The 21276-nt window shown below is 58.2% G+C and carries 20 protein-coding genes and 1 riboswitch; of the genes, 6 read left to right on the top strand and 14 right to left on the bottom strand.

Features of this window, described 5'->3' with window-relative positions; all coding sequences use genetic code 11:
- Nucleotides 1–34: 34 nt before the first annotated feature.
- Genes gcvPB through gcvT form a run of 4 tightly spaced genes read right to left on the bottom strand, consistent with a single transcriptional unit; the run spans nucleotide 35 to nucleotide 4508 of the window.
- The gene (gene gcvPB / locus B3Z17_RS05390; RefSeq protein WP_286828884.1) at nucleotides 35–1570 is read right to left on the bottom strand and encodes an aminomethyl-transferring glycine dehydrogenase subunit GcvPB; all 1536 of its coding nucleotides are present in this window, start codon (nucleotides 1568–1570) and stop codon (nucleotides 35–37) included.
- Nucleotides 1570–2919 (bottom strand): aminomethyl-transferring glycine dehydrogenase subunit GcvPA, encoded by a 1350-nt coding sequence (gene gcvPA / locus B3Z17_RS05395; protein WP_286828885.1) that lies wholly within the window; start codon nucleotides 2917–2919, stop codon nucleotides 1570–1572. Before gcvPA ends, gcvPB begins: the two co-directional genes overlap by 1 nt.
- Before the next feature lie 60 nt (nucleotides 2920–2979).
- Nucleotides 2980–3351 carry a glycine cleavage system protein GcvH gene (gene gcvH / locus B3Z17_RS05400; protein ID WP_068307380.1) on the bottom strand — a complete coding sequence of 124 codons (372 nt, stop codon included), beginning with the start codon at nucleotides 3349–3351 and terminating at the stop codon, nucleotides 2980–2982.
- A 23-nt stretch (nucleotides 3352–3374) separates the two neighbouring features.
- Entirely contained in the window at nucleotides 3375–4508 is a 1134-nt protein-coding gene (gcvT, locus tag B3Z17_RS05405) for a glycine cleavage system aminomethyltransferase GcvT (protein ID WP_286828886.1), read from the bottom strand.
- Between the two features lie 154 nt (nucleotides 4509–4662).
- A riboswitch (glycine riboswitch) is annotated at nucleotides 4663–4766 on the bottom strand.
- 281 nt (nucleotides 4767–5047) lie between these two features.
- Here gcvT and B3Z17_RS05410 point away from each other — a divergent pair.
- Both B3Z17_RS05410 and B3Z17_RS05415 read left to right on the top strand, forming a co-directional pair.
- The gene (locus B3Z17_RS05410) at nucleotides 5048–5332 is read left to right on the top strand and encodes a hypothetical protein (RefSeq protein ID WP_068307384.1); all 285 of its coding nucleotides are present in this window, start codon (nucleotides 5048–5050) and stop codon (nucleotides 5330–5332) included.
- Nucleotides 5333–5427: 95 nt separating this feature from the next.
- Entirely contained in the window at nucleotides 5428–7605 is a 2178-nt protein-coding gene (locus tag B3Z17_RS05415; RefSeq protein WP_286828887.1) for a TonB-dependent receptor, read from the top strand.
- 78 nt (nucleotides 7606–7683) lie between these two features.
- On the opposite strand, the gene B3Z17_RS05420 is transcribed toward B3Z17_RS05415, so the two are convergent.
- A complete protein-coding gene (locus B3Z17_RS05420; RefSeq protein WP_068307388.1) occupies nucleotides 7684–8193 on the bottom strand; it encodes a hypothetical protein in 510 nt (169 codons plus the stop codon).
- Between the two features lie 286 nt (nucleotides 8194–8479).
- On the opposite strand from B3Z17_RS05420, the gene ispH reads away from it, so the two are divergent.
- The 3 genes from ispH to rnhA are packed head-to-tail and all read left to right on the top strand — an operon-like array spanning nucleotide 8480 to nucleotide 10828.
- Nucleotides 8480–9430, top strand: coding sequence for a 4-hydroxy-3-methylbut-2-enyl diphosphate reductase (gene ispH / locus B3Z17_RS05425; protein WP_068307389.1), 951 nt, complete (start codon nucleotides 8480–8482; stop codon nucleotides 9428–9430).
- A complete protein-coding gene (gene thrB, locus B3Z17_RS05430; RefSeq protein ID WP_286828888.1) occupies nucleotides 9430–10389 on the top strand; it encodes a homoserine kinase in 960 nt (319 codons plus the stop codon). Before ispH ends, thrB begins: the two co-directional genes overlap by 1 nt.
- Nucleotides 10379–10828 (top strand): ribonuclease HI, encoded by a 450-nt coding sequence (gene rnhA / locus B3Z17_RS05435; RefSeq protein ID WP_286828889.1) that lies wholly within the window; start codon nucleotides 10379–10381, stop codon nucleotides 10826–10828. Before thrB ends, rnhA begins: the two co-directional genes overlap by 11 nt.
- A gap of 56 nt (nucleotides 10829–10884) precedes the next feature.
- Here the strand turns inward: rnhA and B3Z17_RS05440 are convergent, their stop codons facing one another.
- The 4 genes from B3Z17_RS05440 to B3Z17_RS05455 all read right to left on the bottom strand — a co-directional run bounded on the left by B3Z17_RS05440 (nucleotide 10885) and on the right by B3Z17_RS05455 (nucleotide 15531).
- The gene (locus B3Z17_RS05440) at nucleotides 10885–12567 is read right to left on the bottom strand and encodes a M20/M25/M40 family metallo-hydrolase (protein ID WP_286828906.1); all 1683 of its coding nucleotides are present in this window, start codon (nucleotides 12565–12567) and stop codon (nucleotides 10885–10887) included.
- A gap of 149 nt (nucleotides 12568–12716) precedes the next feature.
- The gene (locus B3Z17_RS05445; RefSeq protein ID WP_286828890.1) at nucleotides 12717–14000 is read right to left on the bottom strand and encodes a DsbA family protein; all 1284 of its coding nucleotides are present in this window, start codon (nucleotides 13998–14000) and stop codon (nucleotides 12717–12719) included.
- A gap of 145 nt (nucleotides 14001–14145) precedes the next feature.
- The gene (locus B3Z17_RS05450) at nucleotides 14146–14625 is read right to left on the bottom strand and encodes a peroxiredoxin (RefSeq protein ID WP_068307397.1); all 480 of its coding nucleotides are present in this window, start codon (nucleotides 14623–14625) and stop codon (nucleotides 14146–14148) included.
- A gap of 78 nt (nucleotides 14626–14703) precedes the next feature.
- Entirely contained in the window at nucleotides 14704–15531 is an 828-nt protein-coding gene (locus B3Z17_RS05455; protein ID WP_286828891.1) for a protein-disulfide reductase DsbD domain-containing protein, read from the bottom strand.
- Between the two features lie 179 nt (nucleotides 15532–15710).
- Between B3Z17_RS05455 and B3Z17_RS05460 the strand changes: the two genes are divergently transcribed.
- Nucleotides 15711–16274 carry a YqgE/AlgH family protein gene (locus B3Z17_RS05460; protein ID WP_286828892.1) on the top strand — a complete coding sequence of 188 codons (564 nt, stop codon included), beginning with the start codon at nucleotides 15711–15713 and terminating at the stop codon, nucleotides 16272–16274.
- 15 nt (nucleotides 16275–16289) lie between these two features.
- On the opposite strand, the gene B3Z17_RS05465 is transcribed toward B3Z17_RS05460, so the two are convergent.
- The 5 genes from B3Z17_RS05465 to B3Z17_RS05485 form a co-directional block, all read right to left on the bottom strand.
- A complete protein-coding gene (locus B3Z17_RS05465; RefSeq protein WP_286828893.1) occupies nucleotides 16290–16985 on the bottom strand; it encodes a PAS domain-containing protein in 696 nt (231 codons plus the stop codon).
- Nucleotides 16986–17105: 120 nt separating this feature from the next.
- Nucleotides 17106–18347: a M16 family metallopeptidase gene (locus B3Z17_RS05470; protein ID WP_286828894.1), complete on the bottom strand. Its 1242-nt coding sequence runs from the start codon at nucleotides 18345–18347 to the stop codon at nucleotides 17106–17108.
- A 1-nt stretch (nucleotide 18348) separates the two neighbouring features.
- Nucleotides 18349–19740, bottom strand: coding sequence for a threonine synthase (thrC, locus tag B3Z17_RS05475; RefSeq protein WP_286828895.1), 1392 nt, complete (start codon nucleotides 19738–19740; stop codon nucleotides 18349–18351).
- 411 nt (nucleotides 19741–20151) lie between these two features.
- Entirely contained in the window at nucleotides 20152–20856 is a 705-nt protein-coding gene (locus B3Z17_RS05480) for an SURF1 family protein (RefSeq protein ID WP_286828896.1), read from the bottom strand.
- Nucleotides 20849–21265 carry a DUF983 domain-containing protein gene (locus B3Z17_RS05485; RefSeq protein ID WP_286828897.1) on the bottom strand — a complete coding sequence of 139 codons (417 nt, stop codon included), beginning with the start codon at nucleotides 21263–21265 and terminating at the stop codon, nucleotides 20849–20851. Before B3Z17_RS05485 ends, B3Z17_RS05480 begins: the two co-directional genes overlap by 8 nt.
- Nucleotides 21266–21276: the final 11 nt, after the last annotated feature.

Below are 21276 nucleotides of genomic sequence, written 5' to 3' on the forward strand. Positions count from 1 at the left end.
CGGGCAGTATTGCCTTTAAAAGCTGAAATTAAGCTTATTCTTCAGGGCTGTAACGCAGCACTGGCTTGCGCGCCGCCTGCGTTTCATCCAGCCGGCCCCAGGGTGCATGGTAAGGCGCGCCACTGAAGCGGTCCACGTTGCCGCCTTTGGCTTCGCCTGCGAGCCCACGCATGGAGGCGATGAATTGATCCATGTTGAACTTGCTTTCACTTTCGGTCGGCTCGATCAGCATGGCACCGTGCACCACCAGCGGGAAATACATGGTCATCGGGTGATAGCCCTCGTCGATCATCGCCTTGGCGAAATCTAGCGTGGTCACGCCTGTGTCCTTCAGGAAACGATCATCAAACAGCGCTTCGTGCATGCATGGGCCCTCAAACGACGCAGTCATCACGTCCTTCAGTGACGCAAGCACATAGTTGGCGTTCAGGACCGCATCTTCCGCCGCCTGACGGATACCGTCAGAACCGTGGCTGAGCATGTAGGAAAGCGCCCGCACATACATGCCCATCTGACCGTGGTAAGCAACCAGACGGCCCATGGACTTGTCGTCCGCATCCTCAACCAGATCGAAGCCATCATCGGTCTTCACAACGAACGGCACAGGCACGTGAGCCTTCAGCGCGTCAGAGAAGACAACCGGACCGGAACCCGGGCCGCCACCGCCGTGCGGCGTGGAGAAGGTCTTGTGCAGGTTGAAGTGCATGGCATCCACGCCCAGATCACCCGGACGGGCCTTGCCCATGATGGCGTTGAAGTTGGCGCCGTCACAGTAGAAGAAGGCACCGGCTGCGTGAATGGCGTCCGCAATATCGCGGATTTCATTCTCGAACAGTCCGCAGGTGTTCGGGTTGGTCAGCATCACGGCCGCGACGGTGTCATCCAGCGCTTCCTTGAGGGCTTCAAGATCAACCCGGCCGTTATCCTTGGCCGGGATCGCCTTCACCTTGTAACCACAGAAAGCGGCGGTTGCCGGGTTGGTGCCGTGCGCGCTTTCAGGGCACAGGATCACCTCACGGGCATCACCGCGGGCCTCAAGCGCTGACCGGATGGCCATCACGCCGCAAAGCTCACCGTGGGCGCCAGCCTTTGGGCTCAGCGCCACCGCGGGCATGCCCGTGAGCGTACACAGCCAATGGCTCAGTTCGTCCATCAACTGCATCGCACCTTTGACGGTGGATTTCGGCTGCAGCGGGTGGATGTCGCCGAAGCCAGGCAGGCGCGCCATCTTTTCATTCAGACGCGGGTTGTGCTTCATGGTGCAGGACCCAAGCGGGAATACACCCATGTCGATGCCGTAGTTGCGGCGCGACAGGCGGGTATAGTGACGCACAGCGTCGGGCTCGGGCAGGCCTGGGCAGCCGATTTCCGACGTACGCTCAAGACCGCCGATAGCCATCTCGAACTCGCCCACTTCAGGCACGTCAACGCCAGTGGTTTCTGTTGAACCCAGCTCGAAAATCAGCGGCTCGGCAAGGCGCAGGCCCTTGTGGCCGGAGAAGCTTTCGAAATCTGTGTTTTCAGTCGCGGCTCCCGCAGAGGTCGGCCGCCCTTGATTATTCATGGACATTAGAGGACCTCCTTCAGACCAGCCACGAGGGCGTCGATATCGTCTGCACTTACGGTTTCCGTGGCCGCGAGGATGAGCACATTATCAAGGCCTGCACCCGGATAGAGGCGCGACGCCGGCACGCCAGCGAGGATGCCTTTGTCAGCCAGCGCATCAACAACGCCAGCGGCGTCTTTCGATAGCTTCACAGAGAATTCGTTGAAGAAGGTGGTGTTCAATACTTCCACACCGTCAACGCCCTTCAGGGCATCGCGCAGGTCAACCGCAGCTTTGTGGTTCGCCAGAGCTACACCGCGCAGGCCCTTTTCGCCCAGGAGCGTCATGTGAACCGTGAAGGCCAGCGCACACAGGCCCGAGTTGGTGCAGATGTTCGAGGTGGCTTTTTCGCGACGGATATGCTGCTCCCGCGTTGAAAGCGTCAACACGAAACCACGCTTGCCGTCAGCGTCCACCGTTTCACCGCACAGGCGGCCCGGCATCTGGCGCACAAACTTCTGGTTGGTGGCAAACAGGCCAAGGTAAGGGCCGCCGAAGTTGAGGCCGTTACCGATGGATTGGCCTTCGCCAACCACGATATCCGCGCCCATTTCGCCCGGGCTTTCGATCAGGCCCAGCGACATCACTTCAGTGACAACCACAATCAGAAGCGCTTTGTTCTCGTGCGCTTTTTCTGCCAGAGGGCGCAGGTCCAGCACGCTGCCGAACACGCCCGGGTTCTGGAACACCACACAGCTGGTGTCAGCGTCAATGGCGTCAATCGCGGCCTGCAGTTCGGCCTCAGGGTCAGCCGGGTTTGGCGCCAGGCGCTCGATCACGTCGTCGGTAAACTGGGTAGTGGTCTCAACCACGCTGGCATAGTGTGCATGCAGGCTACCAGCCAGAATGGCTTTCTTTTTCCGCGTCACGCGGCGCGCCATCATAACGGCTTCCGAACAACCGGTAGAGCCGTCATACATGGAGGCGTTGGCCACATCCATGCCCGTCAGCTGGGCGACTTGCGTCTGGAATTCGAAGATATACTGCAGCGTACCCTGCGCGATTTCCGGCTGGTACGGCGTGTAGGCCGTCAGGAATTCACCGCGCTGGATCATGTGATCGACAGTTGCTGGCACATGGTGCTTGTAGGCGCCTGCGCCAACAAAGAACGGCACGCTGCCCGCAGCCGTGTTTTGGGCGGCCATGCGCGACAGGTAGCGCTCCACTTCCATCTCGCTTTTGTGGCGAGGCAGATCAATTTCCGGGTTCAGGACATCATTCGGGATATCCTTGAACAGTTCATCAATATGCCGAACACCGATTTTATCCAGCATTGCCTGCCGGTCGGTGGCGGTTAGCGGCAAGTAGCGCATGCGCCGAACTCCCATTTCACAAACAAAAAGCGCCGGCCAACGGCCAGCGCTCAGATAATCTTAGTCGAGGCCTTCGATGAACTCGGCGTAGGCCGTTTCGTCCATCATGTCGTCAAGTTCACCAGCGTCGGCGATCTTGATCTTGAAGAACCAGCCAGCGTCGAGCGCTGCGCTGTTCACCAGGCCAGGCTCGCCTTCGAGGGCTTCGTTGACTTCAACTATTTCACCCGCCAGCGGTGCATATACTTCAGACGCCGCCTTCACGGATTCAACAACCGCAACTTCGTCGCCTTTTTCGTAAGCTGCGCCAACTTCTGGCAGCTCTACAAACACAACATCGCCAAGGGCGTTCTGCGCATAGTCGGTAATACCAACGGTTGCGATTTCGCCTTCAACTTCCAGCCACTCATGCTCTTCAGTAAATTTCAACATGCGCCTATCCTCCAAATCCAGGCTTAAGATACTTGCTTGCGCTTGTAGCGCTGCTCAACAAATGGGGTGCTAGCGACCTTGGCCGGATGGGCCTTGCCGCGGATCAGAAGCTGCACATCTGTGCCCACTTCCGTATATGCTTTCGGGACATAGCCCATGGCAACAGGGCCACCAAAGGTGGGGCCGAAGCCGCCAGAGGTGATCTTGCCAATCTCATTGCCTTCCATGTCGGCGATGATGGTGCCTTCGCGTGCCGGCGCGCGGCCCGCAGGCAGAATGCCCACGCGAGAGCTTGAGGCACCGTCCGCCAGTTCCTTGAGGATACGGTCAGCGCCCACGAAATCGCCTGCCTCGCGGCGCTTCTTGCCGATGGCGAAGGTCACGTTCGCGGCCACAGGCGTTACGCCCGCGTCAAAATCATGGCCCGAGAGGCACAGGCCAACCTCAAGGCGCAGGCTGTCGCGTGCGCCAAGGCCGATCCATTCAACATCGTCGCTGGCCAGCAGACGCTTGCACAGCGCCTCGGCTTCACTTTCGGGTACTGAAATCTCGTAACCATCCTCGCCGGTGTAGCCAGAACGAGATACCCAGCACACAACGCCCTCAAGCGTGATGGCGGTTGCTTCCATGAAGCCGAGCTCGGCAGCCTCAGGTGCGAGCGACGCCAGAACCTCTTCCGCCTTCGGGCCCTGCAGCGCGATCAGCGCGCGGTCCTCGAGGGGCTCAACCGTGATCAGGTCGCCGAGCTTTTCTTCCAAAATGTCATAGTCTTTGTCTTTGCACGCCGCATTCACAACCACATACAGCGTGCCCTCTGGTTCATGCGTACGGGTGACCATCAGGTCATCCTCGATGCCGCCTTCATCGTTCAGTAGCAGCGTGTAACGCATCTTGCCCGGCTTCAGCACCTGAAGCGCACCCGGCATGATCTTCTCGATCGCGGCGGCAGGGTCGCTGCCGTCTTTGGAATGAATGTAACACTGGCCCATGTGCGAGACGTCAAACAGACCCGCCTTCGCGCGGCAGAACTCATGCTCTTTCATGATGCCGAGCGGATACTGAACAGGCATGGCATAGCCCGCGAACGGAACCATCTTGCCGCCAGCGGCCACATGCATGTCATAAAGGGGGGTCTTTAGAAGGGTCTCGTCAGTCATAAGTCTCTGGCCTCCGCGTGCGCATGGTACCGGAAAAATCCGGCAATTGCGCCCCCTCTGTCACGGAACCTGAGAGATTTGACCGGCGAAATACTGGCCGGCTTACCCCGTCGGTGAGCAACGCTCGCGCGATTGCTACTTTCCAGAGCGTCACATGGGCCGTGCGGTCCTTTTGCCTGAGAGTTTCCGGGGCGGTTGCTCCTTCGGCGCCAGTCCTCAAACCCATCAGAGGAAACTGGTCTCTCCCGCACGGTTGCTGCGATATACCCAGTTCAAATCGGATTGGGGCATACAGCGTAACGTGTTGGCGACGGTATGCCGGACAGCAGCGAAAGAGTCAATCACGCAATTGTGCAAGCGAGTGCTTTTCTGTGCGCTTCCCCGGCATCCCCGCTTCGCTTCATCGGCTACAGTTTGCCGTTCATCGCAAAGGTGCTTGAAGAATGCTATAGTATAGCATAGATAAGCTTCTGACAGAATTGACGGTCAGGGAAACGATTCCAGTGGAATTTGCGAAGGCAAAAACGGCAGGAAGAAGCATGAAAGCACGCCTTGTGGCGCTGCTTGCGCTTGTCTTTGTCTCTGCCCAGTTCTTCGCGGCCGCCCACAGCGCCGCCTATGGGGACGCAGACCACGTACACGACGGCCACCCCTGTATTGTCGCCTCCATCGTCAAGAAATCATCCGATATGGATGTGGCGGCAGCGCCTGCCGTTGTTCTCAATGACCGTGCTGAATGGCTTGAACCGACCGCCCTGCCGGCTGCCCCGCAAAGTCGCGCCGCCCGTTTTGGCACCATCCGCGCGCCCCCTGCACACGCCTGATCCTGCGGCCCTGCACCGCAACTCTAATACAATCCAATAAAATACGCGTTGGCTCATTTGCCGCGCATAAACTGATTGATACAGGGATGATCGACGTGTCTGAAGTTATGAAGCAAAAACGATTTACTATTCTCCTTACCACCAGTGCCCTTGTCGGCGGCTGGGCCATGCCCGTGGCAGCCACAAAGGCTCCCCCACTTGATGAACAGCTAGAGGAAATTGTTGTCTCCGGCGCCTATGAAGGCCGCAAACTGGGCGAAACCATCGTCGGCGCCACCGTACTCCGGCAGGAAGAAATCCTGCGCCAGCTGGACGGCTCCCTCGGTGAAACCCTGAAGCGTCAGCCAGGCATTTCCAGCACCTTCTTTGGCCCGGGCGCCAGCCGCCCGATCATCCGCGGCCTGGGCGGTGACCGCATCAGGGTCCTGGATTCCAGCCTGGGCTCCATCGACGCGTCATCCACCAGCCCCGATCACGCCGTGTCTGTTGAACCGGCGCTTGCGGAACGGATTGAAATTCTGCGCGGCACTGCCATGCTGATGTACGGCAACAGCGCCGCAGGCGGCGTGATCAACGTATTCGATGGCCGTATTCCCAACGAACTGCCCGCAGGCGGCTTCAAAGGGGCCGTACGCTACGGCCACAGCACCGTAAATGACGGGGACGAGGTCACAGCTGCCTTCAACGCCACTGTTGGCAAGCTTGGCGACAGTACACTGGTAGCCCACGGCGACTTCATGTTCAGAAACACGGACGACTATAAAATCCCGGGCTTTGCCGAATCCGAAGCCCTGCATGACGCAGAGGAAGCCGAGGAAGGCCATGACGATGAAGATCATGAGGATGAGCATGATGAGGAGCGTGAGGGCGAAGCATTTGGTATCGCCGAAAACTCCGCCACTGAGACATCCGGCGGTTCCGGCGGCCTGTCGCTTCTGTTCCGGGACGGCTTTATCGGCGTGAACATCAAGAAGGTGGATAGCCAGTACGGCGTGCCGGGCGGGCATGAGCACGGCGAAGAAGACCACAATGAAGAAGGCCATGAAGAAGAAGAGGATCATGAGGGCGAAGAGCATGGCGAGGAAGCCGTGACCATCGACCTGAACCAGATTCGCTATGACATCAATGGTGAACTGGAACGCGACTTTGCCTGGTTCAAGAAAGCCAAGCTACGCTTTGGCTATGCTGACTATAAGCACACGGAACTTGAAGGTGAGGAAATCGGCACCGTCTTTGCCAACAAAGGCTGGGAAGGCCGCCTGGACCTGATTGAAAAAGGCGGCGATGCCTGGAGTGGCGCTACCGGTATCCAACTCAGGCGCCGCGATTTCTCCGCCATCGGCGACGAAGCCTTTGTGCCACCAACCATCACGAACCAGTTTGGCCTCTATAGCGTCAAGGAATTCGACATGGGCCACTACACGCTGGAAGTAGGTGGCCGGTATGAGCACACGAAATATTCTGCCGACGCGCTTGGCGCGAGCGAGAGCTTCGATGGCTTCAGCCTATCCGCAGGACTGGGTTATGATCTCTCCGACGCCGCCTTTGTGGGCTTGTCCGTCTTCCGCACTGAACGCGCGCCATCAGCCGAAGAACTGTTCTCGAACGGCCCACACCTGGCCACCGGCGCTTTTGAGCTGGGGGACCAGAATCTGGGGCTTGAAACTGCGCTTGGGATAGAGGCCACGTTCAGCTACTCCGAAGGCCCTTTCACCCTGGCGGTGAACGGCTTCCTGACAAACTATGACGACTTCATCTTCGAGGCCGCAACGGGTGAAGAGGAAGACGGCCTGCCCGTGTTCGCCTTCACCGCAAGCGACGCGCGTTTCTACGGTTTTGAAGCCAAGGCCGAATTCCACGCGGGCAGCTTCAACAGCGGCCCTCTGGGCGAATTTGACGTGCATCTGGACGGCCAACTGGATTATGTCCGGGCCAAGCTGACAGACGTGGATGGCAGCAATAACCTGCCACGCATCCCGCCCCTGTCGGCGCTCGTCGGCATTGAAGCCTCCTCGTTTTCTGTCGATGTACGGACAGAGCTTGAATATGCCGCCAGCCAGAACCGGGTGACCGAGTTTGAGCTGCCGACAGAAAACTACCTGCTGTGGAACGCCTATCTGACCGTGCGGCCGTTCGACAACAAGAACCTGTCGCTGGCGCTCAAAGCCACCAACATCGGCAATGTCGAGGCGCGCCAACATACAAGCTTCCTGAAGGATAATGTGCCGCTGCCGGGCCGCAATATCGGCGTGGCCTTCCGGGCAACCTTCTAGGCCCCGGCGTCACCCCAGAATCAAAAACGGCGGCTCCAAATGGGCCGCCGTTTTTATTGGAAGATTTTTGGACCGCGCTTAGCGTTCCATATTGAACACCGCGTCCTGGGCTGTCAGCTGGAAACCCAGCAGCACTTCATAGTTATAGCGCCGCGCCTGCGCGATCGTCGGGATGTGCTGCTCCAGAACCTCTCGCGACACCGCACGGCCATCGCGGTCAAAATTCAGGGTCACATCATAGATTTTCTTGGTGATAATCTGGCTGTTGTCTTTCATCACCACCACAAAGTAAGGGATTGTCACGCTGCCGCCCTTGAAGGCTTCGCCCTTGTTGGCTGCCACACTGAAGGTTACTTGCGAGGTAACGTCTTCAGCTTCTTCGCACGTCAGCTTTACGTCCATGATGGAGGCGGTGAAGGCGACATCCTCCACATTGCGGCTCTGCCCTTCAAAGCGGGTCAGGGTGCCGGCGTCGCCCACAACGGCCACAGCCGGGCAGCGGGAGACCGTCACCTCAAGCGGGTTGCGGTTGCCGCAGGCAGCAAGCAGGAACACAAGACCGAACAAAATCACACTACGAACGGACATAAATCGCCTTTCAAAATCAGGTATCGGCCCCGCGCGCCCCGTTGGGCTTCTGCGGAAAGCCGGAAATTGGCCGCGATCATAAAAAGAAGACTGCTAAAGAGCAACCCACCTTATGGCCCTGCCTGCATAAATAACCCTTGGGCTTCGGCTATCAGCCAAGCTTGTCCAAACTGTGGCGTGACACATGCACCATAGCTTATGACCGAACGAAGCACGTCTTGCTTGACGCTTGGGGGCGTTGAGCGGTAGCTAAGGGCTGCAATTTCTTTCCCATGGAGGCAGCCGAATGGCGGCAGATAACAGCCTGCGAATTCTTCTGGCCAACCCGCGCGGTTTCTGCGCCGGGGTCGACCGCGCAATCAAGATTGTCGAACTGGCGATCAAGAAGTTCGGCGCGCCCGTCTATGTGCGGCACGAAATCGTGCACAACCGCTATGTGGTTGAAGGGCTTGAGGCCAAAGGTGCTGTCTTTGTGGACGAGCTTGATGAGGTGCCGACAGACATGCCGGTTGTCTTTTCCGCCCACGGTGTACCGAAAGCCGTGCCCGCCGAAGCCGAGCGCCGCAACATGGTGTATGTGGACGCCACCTGCCCGCTGGTGTCGAAAGTGCACCGGCAAGTGGAGCGCCACATGATGCACGGCCGGGAAATCCTGATGATCGGTCACGCCGGCCACCCGGAAGTGATCGGCACCATGGGCCAGGTGCCGGACGGCACGGTGACATTGATTGAAACCGTTGAGGATGTGGCAAAGTTTGAGCCACAAAATCCCGAAAAGCTGGCATTCGTGACACAGACAACCCTGTCGGTTGACGATACATCCGACATTGTGGCCGCCCTTCTGGCGCGCTTCCCCGAACTGGACCAGCCCAACAAGGAAGACATCTGCTACGCCACCACCAACCGCCAGATTGCGGTAAAGGAAGTAGCCAAGCAGGCAGACCGCATGATTGTGATCGGTGCCTACAACAGCTCCAACAGCATGCGGCTTGTGGAAGTCAGCGAAAAAGCAGGCTGCCCGGCCAAGCTGGTGCGCCGCGCGGTTGAACTGGACTGGGACTGGCTGGATGGCGCAACCGCCGTAGGCATTTCCGCTGGCGCCAGCGCGCCTGAAGTGCTGGTTGAGGAAGTCATAGAAGCCCTGAAAGCCCACTATGACGCCAAGCTGGAGCTTGTGACCACCGCAGAAGAAAACGTGGTCTTCAAGGTACCGCCTATCCTGAAGGACGTGGCCTGATGGCGGTTTACACCAAGGTTGACGACCAGACCCTGAATGCGTTCCTGGCCACCTATGATGTGGGCGAAGCCACCAGCTTCAAGGGCATCGCAGAAGGCGTGGAAAACTCCAACTATCTGCTGGAGACCACCAAGAGCCGCTTTATCCTGACGCTATATGAGAAACGCGCGAATCCTGAAGACCTGCCCTACTTCCTGAATATGATGGAACATCTGGCCGGCGGCGGCATCCCGTCTCCCCTGCCGATCCATGACAAGTCAGGCAAAGCGCTGCAGACACTGGCGGGCCGCCCGGCCTGCCTGATCAGTTTCCTGTCGGGCGTGAGTGTCCACCACCCGTCGGAAAACCAGTGCGCCGCGTTGGGCGCCATGCTGGCTGACATGCACAAGGTCGGGCAAAGCTTTGATGAGAGCCGTCCCAATGACCTGTCGCTTGCGGGTTGGAAGGAACTGGCAACCAAGACCGACGCCCGCGCAGACGAAGTCAAGGAAGGCCTGGCCGCTGAAATCAGGGCAGAGCTCGCGGCCCTGGAAGCTGCCTGGCCGACTGGCCTGCCCAGCGGCACCATCCACGCTGACCTGTTCCCGGACAATGTGCTGTTCACGGGCGACACCATCACCGGTGTGATCGACTTCTATTTCGGCTGCACCGACATGCTGGCCTACGATATCGCGGTCTGCATCAACAGCTGGTGCTTTGACGAGAACCACCAGTTCCTGCCCGGCCACGCCAAGCGGTTGATCGAAATGTATGACGCACACAGGCCACTGACACCCGGCGAAATCCAGGCCTTGCCCCTGTTGTGCCGGGGTGCGGCACTCCGTTTTCTGCTGACACGCCTCTATGACTGGCTGAACCCGGTTGAAGGCGCAGTGGTCAATCCAAAGAACCCGCTTGATTACCTGAAGCGCCTGAAGTTCCACCAGCAGATCGGGGATGCGGCTCAATATGTCGTCTAAGAAAAACGTTGTTGAGATTTATACTGACGGTGCCTGTTCCGGCAACCCTGGCCCGGGTGGCTGGGGCGCCCTCCTCCTCTATGGTGAGCACGAAAAGGAAATCACCGGCGGCGAAATGGAGACCACCAACAACCGGATGGAGCTGACGGCTGCAATCGAGGCCCTGCGCCTTCTGAAACGCCCCTGCATTGTGCATCTGCACACGGACAGCACCTATGTCCGTGACGGCATCACCAAATGGATTCATGCCTGGAAGAACAAAGGCTGGAAAAATGCCGCCAAGAAGCCGGTAAAGAACGCTGACCTCTGGCAGGCGCTGGACGAGGCCATCAAGCCCCATGAGATCGATTGGATCTGGGTAAAGGGCCACGCGGGCGATCCGGGGAACGAGCGCGCCGACGCCTTGGCGAACCAGGGCATGGCGCCCTATAAACCCTAAAGAAAAAGCGCGGGAAGACCCCGCGCTTTCTGTTTTCAGCAAATGATGTCAGGCGGTTAACGCGCCTCTGACGCATCGGCGCCCAGGCCACCGAACGTGCGACCAAAGAAGTCGCCGGCGTTCCAGCGCGGACGCTCGTCTGCGTTGGCCACTTCATTCAGGATCAACCAGTTCACATAAGCGAACTTGGCACCAGCCTGAAAATCAATGGCCTGATCCAGCGAATCATGCGGACGGTGATAGGTTTTACCCAGGAACTCGCGGAAGATGGCACCGCCATCCTTGCCGTCCACGGAAGGACCCCAGCCGGTTACCAGGAATACAGAAGGGATACCCTGCTGCACGAACCGGTAGTGGTCAGACCGGGTAAAGATGCCCTCTTCCGGCATGGGGTCCGGCGTCAGCGATACACCGATGCTGCCAGCTGCCTCAGCGGTAACAGGGCCAAGGCTGGAACGGTCCGCGCCGAAGGCAATCACGTCTGCAAAGTCATACAGAAGGATCGGCATATCCACATTGACGTTGGCAACCATCTGCCCCTTGGCCACAGTTGGGAATTTAGCGAAATATTCAGCGCCCAAGAGGCCCTTTTCTTCCGCTGCCACAGCCGCGAACAGGATCGACCGGCGGGGACGCTCGCCAGAGCGCACATAGGCCCGCGCTACTTCCATCATCACGGCAACGCCGGAAGCGTTATCGAGCGCACCATTGTTGATCTTGTCATCACCCTTTGCGTGCTCGGACACACCGATATGATCCAGATGCGCGGACATCACGACATATTGGTTTTTGAGCACGGGGTCTGAACCCTCAAGCACACCCAAAACATTGGGGCTATAGAAGGTGTCGGACAGGATGCTGTCGCGCTTGATGGACGCCGATGTCTTGAGAGCGACAGCTTCTGGCGCGCCCTCTTCCGCCTGCACCATCACATCATCGAACGATACGCCAGCGCCTTCAAACAGCGTGCGCGCCACATCGTGGCTGATGGCCGCCGACGCGGTAATGCGTGGTGCGTTATCGCCGGAGCCTTCCGGCGCTACCCAATCAAAGTTTTCGGTACCAAGATATTTCTTCAGCCGTTCAAACGGACGACGCTTTTCGCCAGACAGGGTGCTGACGATCAGCGTGCCAACAACGCCTCGGCTGGCCAGCTCTTTCTTCTTTGTAGTGCTTGAACCGTGGTGCGCCCGAATTTCGCTGTTGAAACTGGTCGGTGCGCCGCCGATCACCAGTGCGATCTTGCCGTCAAGGTCGACACCCTCAAGGTCGTCATGACCCAGGTCAGGCGCGTGGATGCCGTAGCCCACAAAAACGATATCGCCGGAAACGTCGCCGGAGGGCACATTCACGTCCCCGCTCATGTAGAAGTCATCGCCGGCTGCCAGCGCTTTTTCTTCACCGTTCACAGTGACGGTCACGGCTGCCGTATCCAAATCCAACTTGGCTGTCTTGAAAGGCACTTCCTGGAAATAGCTGCCATTCTCGCCCGCAGGCGTCAACCCAAGCTGGGCATATTCGGCCGCCACATAGTTGGAAGCAATCCGGTAACCTTCACTGCCGGTGTCCCGGCCCTTGAGCGTATCATCCGCCAGAAAGCGGACATCTGCTTCAATGCGGTTGGCACTGAAGCGTTCCGCGCGGTCAGCCGCCGACTTTTCCACATTTCCCGTGTCTGCACAGGCCGCCACTGCCAAAAGCGACAGCGCGGAAAAGCCAACGCGTATCTTATCATTCATCTTCACTGTAACTCGTCCCCTTGGTTAACCTCACACCGGGTCCCACACCCGAAAACACGCCTCCCTTGCCCACTGGCGGCCAAATAAATGACAATAAGCAGCTTTTACCGCCAGTCAATCTAAGCGAAAGATTGCTGCGATGAAGCGTTTCACTGCTGCTTTAAAGCGTCGACAACGGCCCAGAGACGGTCCTGCCCCCACAGAGTTTCATTGCCTACGCGGAAGGTCGGCACGCCCCAGGCGCCCGCCATAAGAAGGGCTTGGCGGTTCCGTTCCGCAATTGGGTCCCATACATCCTCCGGCAAAGCGGCAGAAAGTTTCGCACCGCCGATCCCCGCACGGTCCAGAATTTTCCTGAGGCCCGCATCGGTCGTGCCGTCGATGCCCTCGGCCCACACGCCTTTGGTGAAAGCCTTGAAGAAGGCCAGGTCCTGATCGCTTTCCGCCAAGGCAAAGCCAAGCCCCATGGCGCGTTTGGTCGCCAACCCGAGCGGATCAACAATGCGCCCGAACGGAATGCCCTCTGCCCGCGCTTCCCGTGCCGTATCCATCAGGATATAACGCCCCTTGGCCTTGGGTACCTTCATACCGCGCATCATCATGGGCAGCACGGGCTTCAGCTTGAGCCGCACACCTGATTTTTCGGCCAGTTCCGCCGCCAGATGCAGGCCCAGGTAACTATAGGGACTGCGTACAGAGAAATAGACCTCCACACTGCGGCCAGAGACAGACTTTTCCATATTCTGCAAGCCGTACCGCCACAGGCGCGTCAGCTCGAAATGGACTTCGCCATCACCCACCCCCGCCCGGTTCAGCCGGTGCTCCAGATGATCCAGCCGGTCAAGCCCCAGATAGAACTCACCCCCATAATAGACCGTGGCGCTGGCATAATGACCAAGCTCCTTCAGCAGCTTTTCGTTCTTGTCGAGCGCATGTTCGTCAATATCGGCGGCCACACACTGGCTGCGCACCAGCTTGTGGTCGTTGCGCCAAAGCGCTTCGCCTACTTCTTCGGCCGCCGTAAAGAAGCTCGGGTCGTCCTGCAGGCTAACGAGATACCGGTTCGCCATGCCAACATTCAACCGGTCCGGCACCATTGCGTTTGACGGGAAACCAAGCCCATAAAGCCGCGCGAGGCGCGTGGCATCCAGGATGCTGTAGGCCTCAAAGCGCTGTGGGTCCGGGTACATGTTGGCCGGCAGGCGTTCGATCACCAGCGGCTTGATCTTAACATCAAAGCGGCTGGCAAGGTCAGGCAATGCCTGAACCATCAATTGGCAATAAGGATCGTCCGTGCGGTGGAAATACAAAAGCTCGCGCCCCCGACGTCCCACACGCCGCGACACTTCCTCCCCCGCGCGAGCCAGATTTAATCTGGTCTCGCTTGTCAGCCAGGCCGCGATACCCGACTTCAAACCTGTTTCAAAACTCATCCAGCAACAGTCTTTTTGTTACACTCTAGATCGCTTCTAGCACTATTGATCTGGCTTCAACAGCCCTTACCTTTGTGTGCCCCTTCGGGGTATAAAAAAAGGGCCGCCAAACAGCCGCCCTTTCCCGGTTTTATGTCGTGCCAGCTTAAAGCTGGGTCAGCGCGTGCTCTGCCGACGACACCTGGAATGCGCCAGGTTCTTCAATATTCAGCTGCGTTACAGTGCCGTCTTCCACAATCATGGAAAAACGCTTGGAACGCAGGCCCATGCCAAAGCCGGATGCATCCATTTCAAGGCCCAGGGCCTTGGCAAATTCGGCATTGCCATCAGCCAGCATCACAACCTTGTCTTCAACGCCGGCGCTTTTGCCCCAAGCGTTCATGACGAACACATCGTTTACTGACATGCAGGCGATCGCATCGGCTTTCGCCAAAATCTCATCAGCATGGTCAACAAAGCCTGGCAGGTGCTTGGCCGAACAGGTCGGCGTGAATGCGCCTGGTACGGAGAAGAGCACAACCTTGCGGCCTTTGAAAAACTCGTCTGTGGACACGGGGCCCGGGCCATCTGCTGTCATGGTTGTCAGCGTTGCGGCGGGAATTTTGTCACCAACCTGAATGGTCATTGTATGCTCCTATGGTCTGCCCGAATGGGCGATTGATTTCGGGGGTACTTTACCCGTTATGATATGGGCTTCAAGCGGCTATTTTTCCGGCAGGTCCAGAATACGCTCGATGGCATGGCCCTGCCCGTCAATGAAGGTCAGTCTGATCTGTTCGCCGCGCAAATCCATTGGCTTCTTGCCTGTCATGGCAGCAAGTACAAACCGCGCTGAGCGGCCATCTCCGGTAATCTTGATCTTTGGCGCACCAAAATGAACCATATCGTTCACCTCGGCCAGCATGTCGGGCGCCGTCAGCATGGCATCAGCATGGGCGTCAACCACCACGTGCTGGCGACCAACCGGCCCGGCGACACGCACAGAATCGATCGCAAGGCCCGCACCGCCGTCGCCTGCCCGCGCTGGCACCTTTTCCATCCAGGTGGAAACCCGGATGTCATGCGGGGAAAAATCGGCGCCAAGCGCAGAAGCCGGCACATCATATGTCGCATCAAACGGAACGCAGATGTCCTTGCACACCATGAAGCTCGCACTCACGCTGACACCACCGTCGCTGACACTCAGCGGTCTGAAAGGCAGCAGCACAGCATGGCTGTAGCCGTATGTTTCAAGGCCAAAAAGCTCAAACCGTTCAGGCACCGGAAACAGGATGTCAATGTCGGTGCCGTCCTGGCTGATACGCACTGGCAACCCTGCTTCACCCGGGGACCGCCAGTAGGTCTTCCAGCCCGGTGCCAGCTTGGCCTCCCACGCCAGAAGCGGCATACCATCAGCATCTGTCATGTCGGCGGACGTTGTGACAATGCGGGTCTGCAGCATATCAAGATGCGCTTGCCATGGTGTCTCACCTGCCTGTGCAGGTGCTGCAAAGCCAAGAAGGCCACTCAAAACTATCAAAATCGAACGCATGCCGGTCTCCAGCTGAATTTGGTCATGAGTAGCAACCACGTGCCGGAATTGCCAGTCGCGAATGATCACATTGCTGTCAGTCCAGCCTGCGACCCTATGCCCAATGCCTTACAACTGCTGGCCGATTGCACAATCCTTTGATACGCGCTAAGCTTGAGGTGCCAAAAAAGAGAGGCCCTATGACATCATCCGTTTATCTGGACAGCAAGCTCCTGCTGGCCATGCCCAACATGACTGATCCCCGGTTTGACCGGAGCGTTGTCTATGTTTGTTCGCACGATGAGTCCGGGGCCATGGGATTGGTGATCAACCAACCGTTCCCCAGCCTGACATTCGAAGATCTGCTGGAGCAGTTGGACATCGAAACCGATGGCCCGGTTCCCCCCTTGCCGATTCACACGGGCGGCCCGGTCGAACCCGGGCGCGGTTTCGTGCTGCATTCGGCCGATTTCGTGCAGGAATCAACATTAGTGGTCAGCGAGACATTGGCGCTTACAGCCACAGTCGATATCCTGACCGCACTTGCGCGCGGACGCGGGCCAATCCATCACCTGCTGGCGCTGGGATATGCCGGCTGGGGCGCTGGGCAGCTTGAGCAAGAAATCCAGGCCAATTCCTGGCTGACAGCAGAAGCTGATGACGAGATCATTTTCAATACTGAGCTGGAACAAAAGTGGCCTAGGGCCATGGCCAAGCTTGGCATCAATATCTCGATGCTGTCATCTGACGCCGGCCACGCCTAGAGGCGGCACACCGAACTAATTCAGGGAATTTTCCTGGCTGCCCGACAGGGCCTCCAGTTCGAACGATGGGATGTCTTGCCCTGGAAGCTTGCCCATGCCCTGACGGTAGAGGTCAAGCACTTTGGGCACATCCAGCGCCCTGAGTTCCACACCAATAAGTTCAAGCGTTGCATTCACCCGGTCCGAAAGTTGCCCGGATGTCACAACCCGTGGTGACGGCACCACCATCAGGGTGGTCAGGTCATGCTGAAACCGCCCCCAGCGGTCCAGAAAGCCCTGGTTGAGCACGTCAAAGGGCCGCACGACGCCGACGAGCACAGTGCCAGCCATGGCACGGGTGTCGGCAAACGGCAGCGCCAGTACCTCAAGTTCAAAGGTCTCGGTCTGATCCAGAGAAAAGGCACCCGTGCGCACAAGGCCACTACCCTGCACCAGAGACGTGGCATACAGTTCTTCCATCACGGAAGCCTGCTCATGGTCATGGAAGATATCGGCGTAGGTTTTTCCGGCCATGCCACAGCCAACACCTTCTTCAAGGCTTGAACCTGCCAGCCGGTACCGAAGCGAGCCATCTGGGCTCATTTCCAGAATGAACATCCAGGGCAGGATTGGGGTAAGCTGCCGGAGATCAAGTTGTGACCGCTCAGGCAGCGCGTTGGCACCACCCAGCTCATTCCAGTAGGCCAGCAATTGACACAACTCCGGGCTCAACAAGAGTCCCCCCTGATTATATTATGGCCGACATGGTACCACCAACGTGGCCGACCAGCAATACTTAGGAGTGTATGAATTAAGCCTAAAATTTAGTTATAATTTGAACTAATTCCCTGGTCAGGAAAAAGTAATACGGTCCAGATCACCACCACCGACTATTGCCATTGCAATATCGGATTCAGCCAATACTTGACTGGCCGTACGGGCGACGTCATCAGGCGTTACCGCCTCGACGTTGCTGATCATCTCTTCGATCGGGATCAGGCGGTCGAACACCAGCATCTGGCGGCCCATCTGTTCCATGCGCGAAGTCGTGGCTTCAAGCGCCATCACAAGGCCGGACTTAAGCTGTGCCACGGCGATTTTGAATTCTTCTTCGGTTGGCCCCTTGGTCAAGGCTTCCATTTCGCCCTTGATCACCGGCATCATGCCTTCAGCCATGTCCGGCCCAGTGCCGGCATAGATGCCCAGCATGCCAACATCCTGATGGCTGCTCGTGAAGCTGTAGACGGAATAAGCCAGGCCGCGGTTTTCGCGCACTTCCTGGAACAGGCGCGATGACATGCCGCCGCCCAGAATGGTGGAATAGACCTGCATGGCGTAATAATTATCGTCCTGGAAGGAGACACCGGGCCAGGCGGCCGTCACGTGCACTTGCTCGAGCTCGCGCTTTTCGCGGATGTCACCGCCAGTGAAACGTGCGCCTGAGGCCTTGCTGGGTTCCCCGTTCTTGAGACCCGCCAGTTTTTCTTCCGCCAGGGCAACAAGGTCTTTGTGTTCCAGGTTGCCCACAGCAGACACCACGATGTTGGATGCGGTATAATTGGTGGTCAGATAGCTTCTGAGGTCAGCACTTGAGAAGCTGCGCACGCTTTCCGCAGTCCCCAGGATCGACCGGCCAATGGCCTGATCGCGGAAGGCGGCATCCTGAAGGTGGTCGAACACGATATCGTCGGGCGTATCCAGTGCCTGGCCGATTTCCTGCAGAATCACTTCTTTCTCACGCACAAGCTCGCTGTCATCACACTGGCTATTGAGGATGATGTCTGCCAGCACGTCAAACGCCAGCGGCAGGTCATCCTTCATCACCCGGGCATAGTAAGTGGTGTTGTCGCGGCTGGTGTAGGCATTCATCTGGCCGCCGACAGACTCGATCTCGGATGCGATGTCACGCGCGCTCCGGCGCTTGGTGCCCTTGAACAGCATATGTTCCAGGCAGTGCGTGATGCCATTGAGCTTCAGAGGTTCGTGGCGCGCGCCGATGTCCACCCACATGCCCACGGCCACAGTCTGAAGCTGGGGCCGGCTTTCACTGACAATACGGAGGCCTGATGGCAGGCGGGTAACCTCTACACTCAATCTACATTCCTTGCATAATTCGCGCTTGAAGCGCCGTCACGTCGTTGGCGAGCGTGATAAGCCTTTCTTCGCGCGAAAGCAAGTCTGCCATATGAGCGGGTAACGTCGGGTTAACACCGGTAGCGTCCGTAACCGCCGCGCCGAACTTGGCCGGATGAGCGGTCGACAAGGTCACCATAGGCACGCTTGGATCAGTGTTGCACACAGCGGCGGACGCCAGCCCCACGGCTGTATGTGGGTCGGCCACATAGCCGCTGGCCTTATAAAGGTCCGCCATCACCTTCGCGGTCAGGGCGTCGTCGGCCTGGCTTGCGGCGAAGGATGCACGCAGAGCTTCAAGGTGCCCCTGCTTCAGGTCAAAGCCCTTCTCAGCCGTCAGTGTATCCATATAGGCCCGAATTTCAGCGGCGTCACGGCCCGCCAGATCAAACATCAGGCGTTCGAAGTTGCTGGACACCTGGATATCCATGCTGGGCGAAAGCGTCGCTTCCACGCCGTCAGCGCGGTAGGACCCTGACTGCAGCGTGCGGGCCAGAATGTCATTCTTGTTGGTGGCGATCACCAACTGGCGGATAGGCAGGCCCATGCCCTTAGCGATATAGCCCGCGAAAATATCCCCGAAATTGCCCGTGGGCACCGTGTAGGAAATTTCGCGGTCGGGCGCGCCGAGCGCCGCAGCAGACGTGAAATAATAAACGATCTGCGCCATCACCCGCGCCCAGTTGATGCTGTTAACAGCCGTCAGGCCCACGCGGTCGCGGAAATCAAGGTCATTGAAACAAGCCTTCACCAGCGCCTGGCAATCATCGAAATTGCCCTCAACCGCGATGTTGACCACATTGTCTTCAAGCACCGTCGTCATCTGGCGGCGCTGAACTTCAGACACGCGGTCTTTCGGGTGCAGCATATAGATGGTGACATTATCGCGCCCGCGGCAGCCTTCAATGGCGGCGGAGCCAGTATCGCCGGACGTTGCCCCGAGGATTGTCAGTTTCTGGCCGCGCTTGGCGGTGAAATGGTCGAAGAAACGACCCAGCAGTTGCAGTGCGAAATCCTTGAACGCCAGCGTCGGGCCGTGAAACAGCTCCAGCAGCCAGTCATTCGCGCCAAGCTGGACGAGCGGCGCCACGGCCGGATGACGGAACGCCTTGCCGTAGGTGGCATCCAGCATGGCTTTGAGGTCAGCGTCAGACAAGCTACCGGCCACGAAAGGCTGAATCACCTCGAAGGCGACCTCGGCATAAGGCTTGCCGCGGAAACTGCGGATTTTTTCCGCGCTGAACTGCGGCAGTTCCTCGGGCACATACAGGCCACCATCCCGGGCCAGCCCCGTCAGGGTTACCCCTTCGAAATCCAGTTTTTCGGCTTCGCCGCGCGTAGATATATATTTCACGATCAGTGCACTCAACTTTACGAATCTTGCGAAGCCCAGTTCTACGGGTTGGTGCGGCGGGATGCAAGTCAAAGCGCGTTTGAGCGTCAGGAGAATTGCTTTAGCACTTGCTTAGGGAGCCTAACGTCACTTCAGTCCTGATATGAAAAGCCACATCGATGGCATTTCTTATCCGCTTGTGAGCCGTGTACATGCTGTCTGAACAACAAAGAAGCCCGGCAGTTGGGGCAGCGTATCAGCTTTTCGATCCCAACATGTACTAACAGCATGAATACACACCAGACTAGAACGGGAATACCCCGACCATCGAAACTGAAAAACACGACGGGTGCGCCGAGAAACATGATGATCGTGGCACTTCGTAAATAGAGATTGAATTTGGTGTTCAATTTCATTTTCAACGCCCCGACTTTACTCTTCCCGGCCGCGTTTGAAGCCGAAGGCGATATAGACGCCCAGGAGCGTCAGGGCGAGGCCATACCAGGTGATGGCATACTGAAGGTGATCGTTGGGGATATCCACGCGCACCTGTGCGCCCTCAGGGAGCGCGTCCAGCGCGCCGATCTGGTCCGAAAACACGCGGAAATGATAATATTCCTTGGTGCGCAGGCCCCAGTGCGCCGCCATTTCATGCACGTCAGCGGTGAACCAGTTGCCGCCTGCCGCGTCATTCGGGGGCGTCATGGAACCGGGCGTGGCGCTGGTGCGCAGCACACCGGTAACCGTAACTTCGCCCGATGGCAGGGCCGGAATTTCCTTCTGATGAAACGGCACCCAGCCAAAGTTTACCGCCACCACCATGCCGTGGTGTTTCCGCACCGGCGCATAGATATGATAGCCCGATTTGCCGGAAAGGCTGGTGGCGAATACTTTGACGGGCGCCCGGTTCAGCACGGTACCGGCGAAAGTTACGCGGTGATAATTGAGTGTGGATGGGTCATCCAGGTGCACCGGCAACTGGATTGGGGCGGCCGCCAGCCCAGCTTCAATGCTGGCGAGCAAGTCTGTTTTGGGGCCAATCTTGCGGGCCTGCCAGGTACCCAGTCCAACAAGAACAATCATGCCCAACAGGGCACAGATGGTCAGTGGCAGTCCGGGCTTGAAGCCTTTAGGCATCATCGCCCCCATCGTCCGTCAGCTTGCCTTCTGAAGCGTCATGGTGGAACTGCAGCGCCACAAGCGTTGCCTTGAACACCCGCAGCATCCAGATGCTGCCGAACAGGATCAGAGCGAAGATGATGGTCATGGCCGCCCAAGGGGGCATGTGCATGCCGCCAATCAGGATGAAGCCCACGAGGGCCGCGATAGCCCCCATGATCAGGATCACGAAAACCTGGGCGCCGTCACCCGGGTCAGCCTTCGAGAGATCAAACCCGCACGTCTCGCATGTCTCGCGGATATCGAGGCTCATGGGCTTGAAGAAGGCGCCCTCGCCGCAGGACGGGCACCGGCCCAAAAAGCCGGCCTTATAAGGCGAAACCGACCGGGATTGCTCCCGGCCGGCTTCGGTTTCTTTGTTCTGCATGTCTGCAGGCA

It is taken from the genome of Kordiimonas sp. UBA4487, assembly GCF_002389025.1.
Taxonomy (GTDB): domain Bacteria; phylum Pseudomonadota; class Alphaproteobacteria; order Sphingomonadales; family Kordiimonadaceae; genus Kordiimonas; species Kordiimonas lacus.

Excerpts from the sequence above, each read along its gene's own strand:
- B3Z17_RS05440 (WP_286828906.1), bottom strand. The coding sequence starts at position 12,567 with ATGAATGATAAGATACGCGTTGGCTTTTCCGCGCTGTCGCTTTTGGCA.
- B3Z17_RS05410 (WP_068307384.1), top strand. The coding sequence starts at position 5,048 with ATGAAAGCACGCCTTGTGGCGCTGCTTGCGCTTGTCTTTGTCTCTGCC.
- gcvPB (WP_286828884.1), bottom strand. The coding sequence starts at position 1,570 with ATGTCCATGAATAATCAAGGGCGGCCGACCTCTGCGGGAGCCGCGACT.
- ispH (WP_068307389.1), top strand. The coding sequence starts at position 8,480 with ATGGCGGCAGATAACAGCCTGCGAATTCTTCTGGCCAACCCGCGCGGT.
- B3Z17_RS05420 (WP_068307388.1), bottom strand. The coding sequence starts at position 8,193 with ATGTCCGTTCGTAGTGTGATTTTGTTCGGTCTTGTGTTCCTGCTTGCT.
- B3Z17_RS05460 (WP_286828892.1), top strand. The coding sequence starts at position 15,711 with ATGACATCATCCGTTTATCTGGACAGCAAGCTCCTGCTGGCCATGCCC.
- B3Z17_RS05455 (WP_286828891.1), bottom strand. The coding sequence starts at position 15,531 with ATGCGTTCGATTTTGATAGTTTTGAGTGGCCTTCTTGGCTTTGCAGCA.
- B3Z17_RS05450 (WP_068307397.1), bottom strand. The coding sequence starts at position 14,625 with ATGACCATTCAGGTTGGTGACAAAATTCCCGCCGCAACGCTGACAACC.
- gcvT (WP_286828886.1), bottom strand. The coding sequence starts at position 4,508 with ATGACTGACGAGACCCTTCTAAAGACCCCCCTTTATGACATGCATGTG.
- gcvPA (WP_286828885.1), bottom strand. The coding sequence starts at position 2,919 with ATGCGCTACTTGCCGCTAACCGCCACCGACCGGCAGGCAATGCTGGAT.
- rnhA (WP_286828889.1), top strand. The coding sequence starts at position 10,379 with ATGTCGTCTAAGAAAAACGTTGTTGAGATTTATACTGACGGTGCCTGT.
- thrB (WP_286828888.1), top strand. The coding sequence starts at position 9,430 with ATGGCGGTTTACACCAAGGTTGACGACCAGACCCTGAATGCGTTCCTG.
- B3Z17_RS05480 (WP_286828896.1), bottom strand. The coding sequence starts at position 20,856 with ATGCCTAAAGGCTTCAAGCCCGGACTGCCACTGACCATCTGTGCCCTG.
- B3Z17_RS05485 (WP_286828897.1), bottom strand. The coding sequence starts at position 21,265 with ATGCAGAACAAAGAAACCGAAGCCGGCCGGGAGCAATCCCGGTCGGTT.
- gcvH (WP_068307380.1), bottom strand. The coding sequence starts at position 3,351 with ATGTTGAAATTTACTGAAGAGCATGAGTGGCTGGAAGTTGAAGGCGAA.
- B3Z17_RS05445 (WP_286828890.1), bottom strand. The coding sequence starts at position 14,000 with ATGAGTTTTGAAACAGGTTTGAAGTCGGGTATCGCGGCCTGGCTGACA.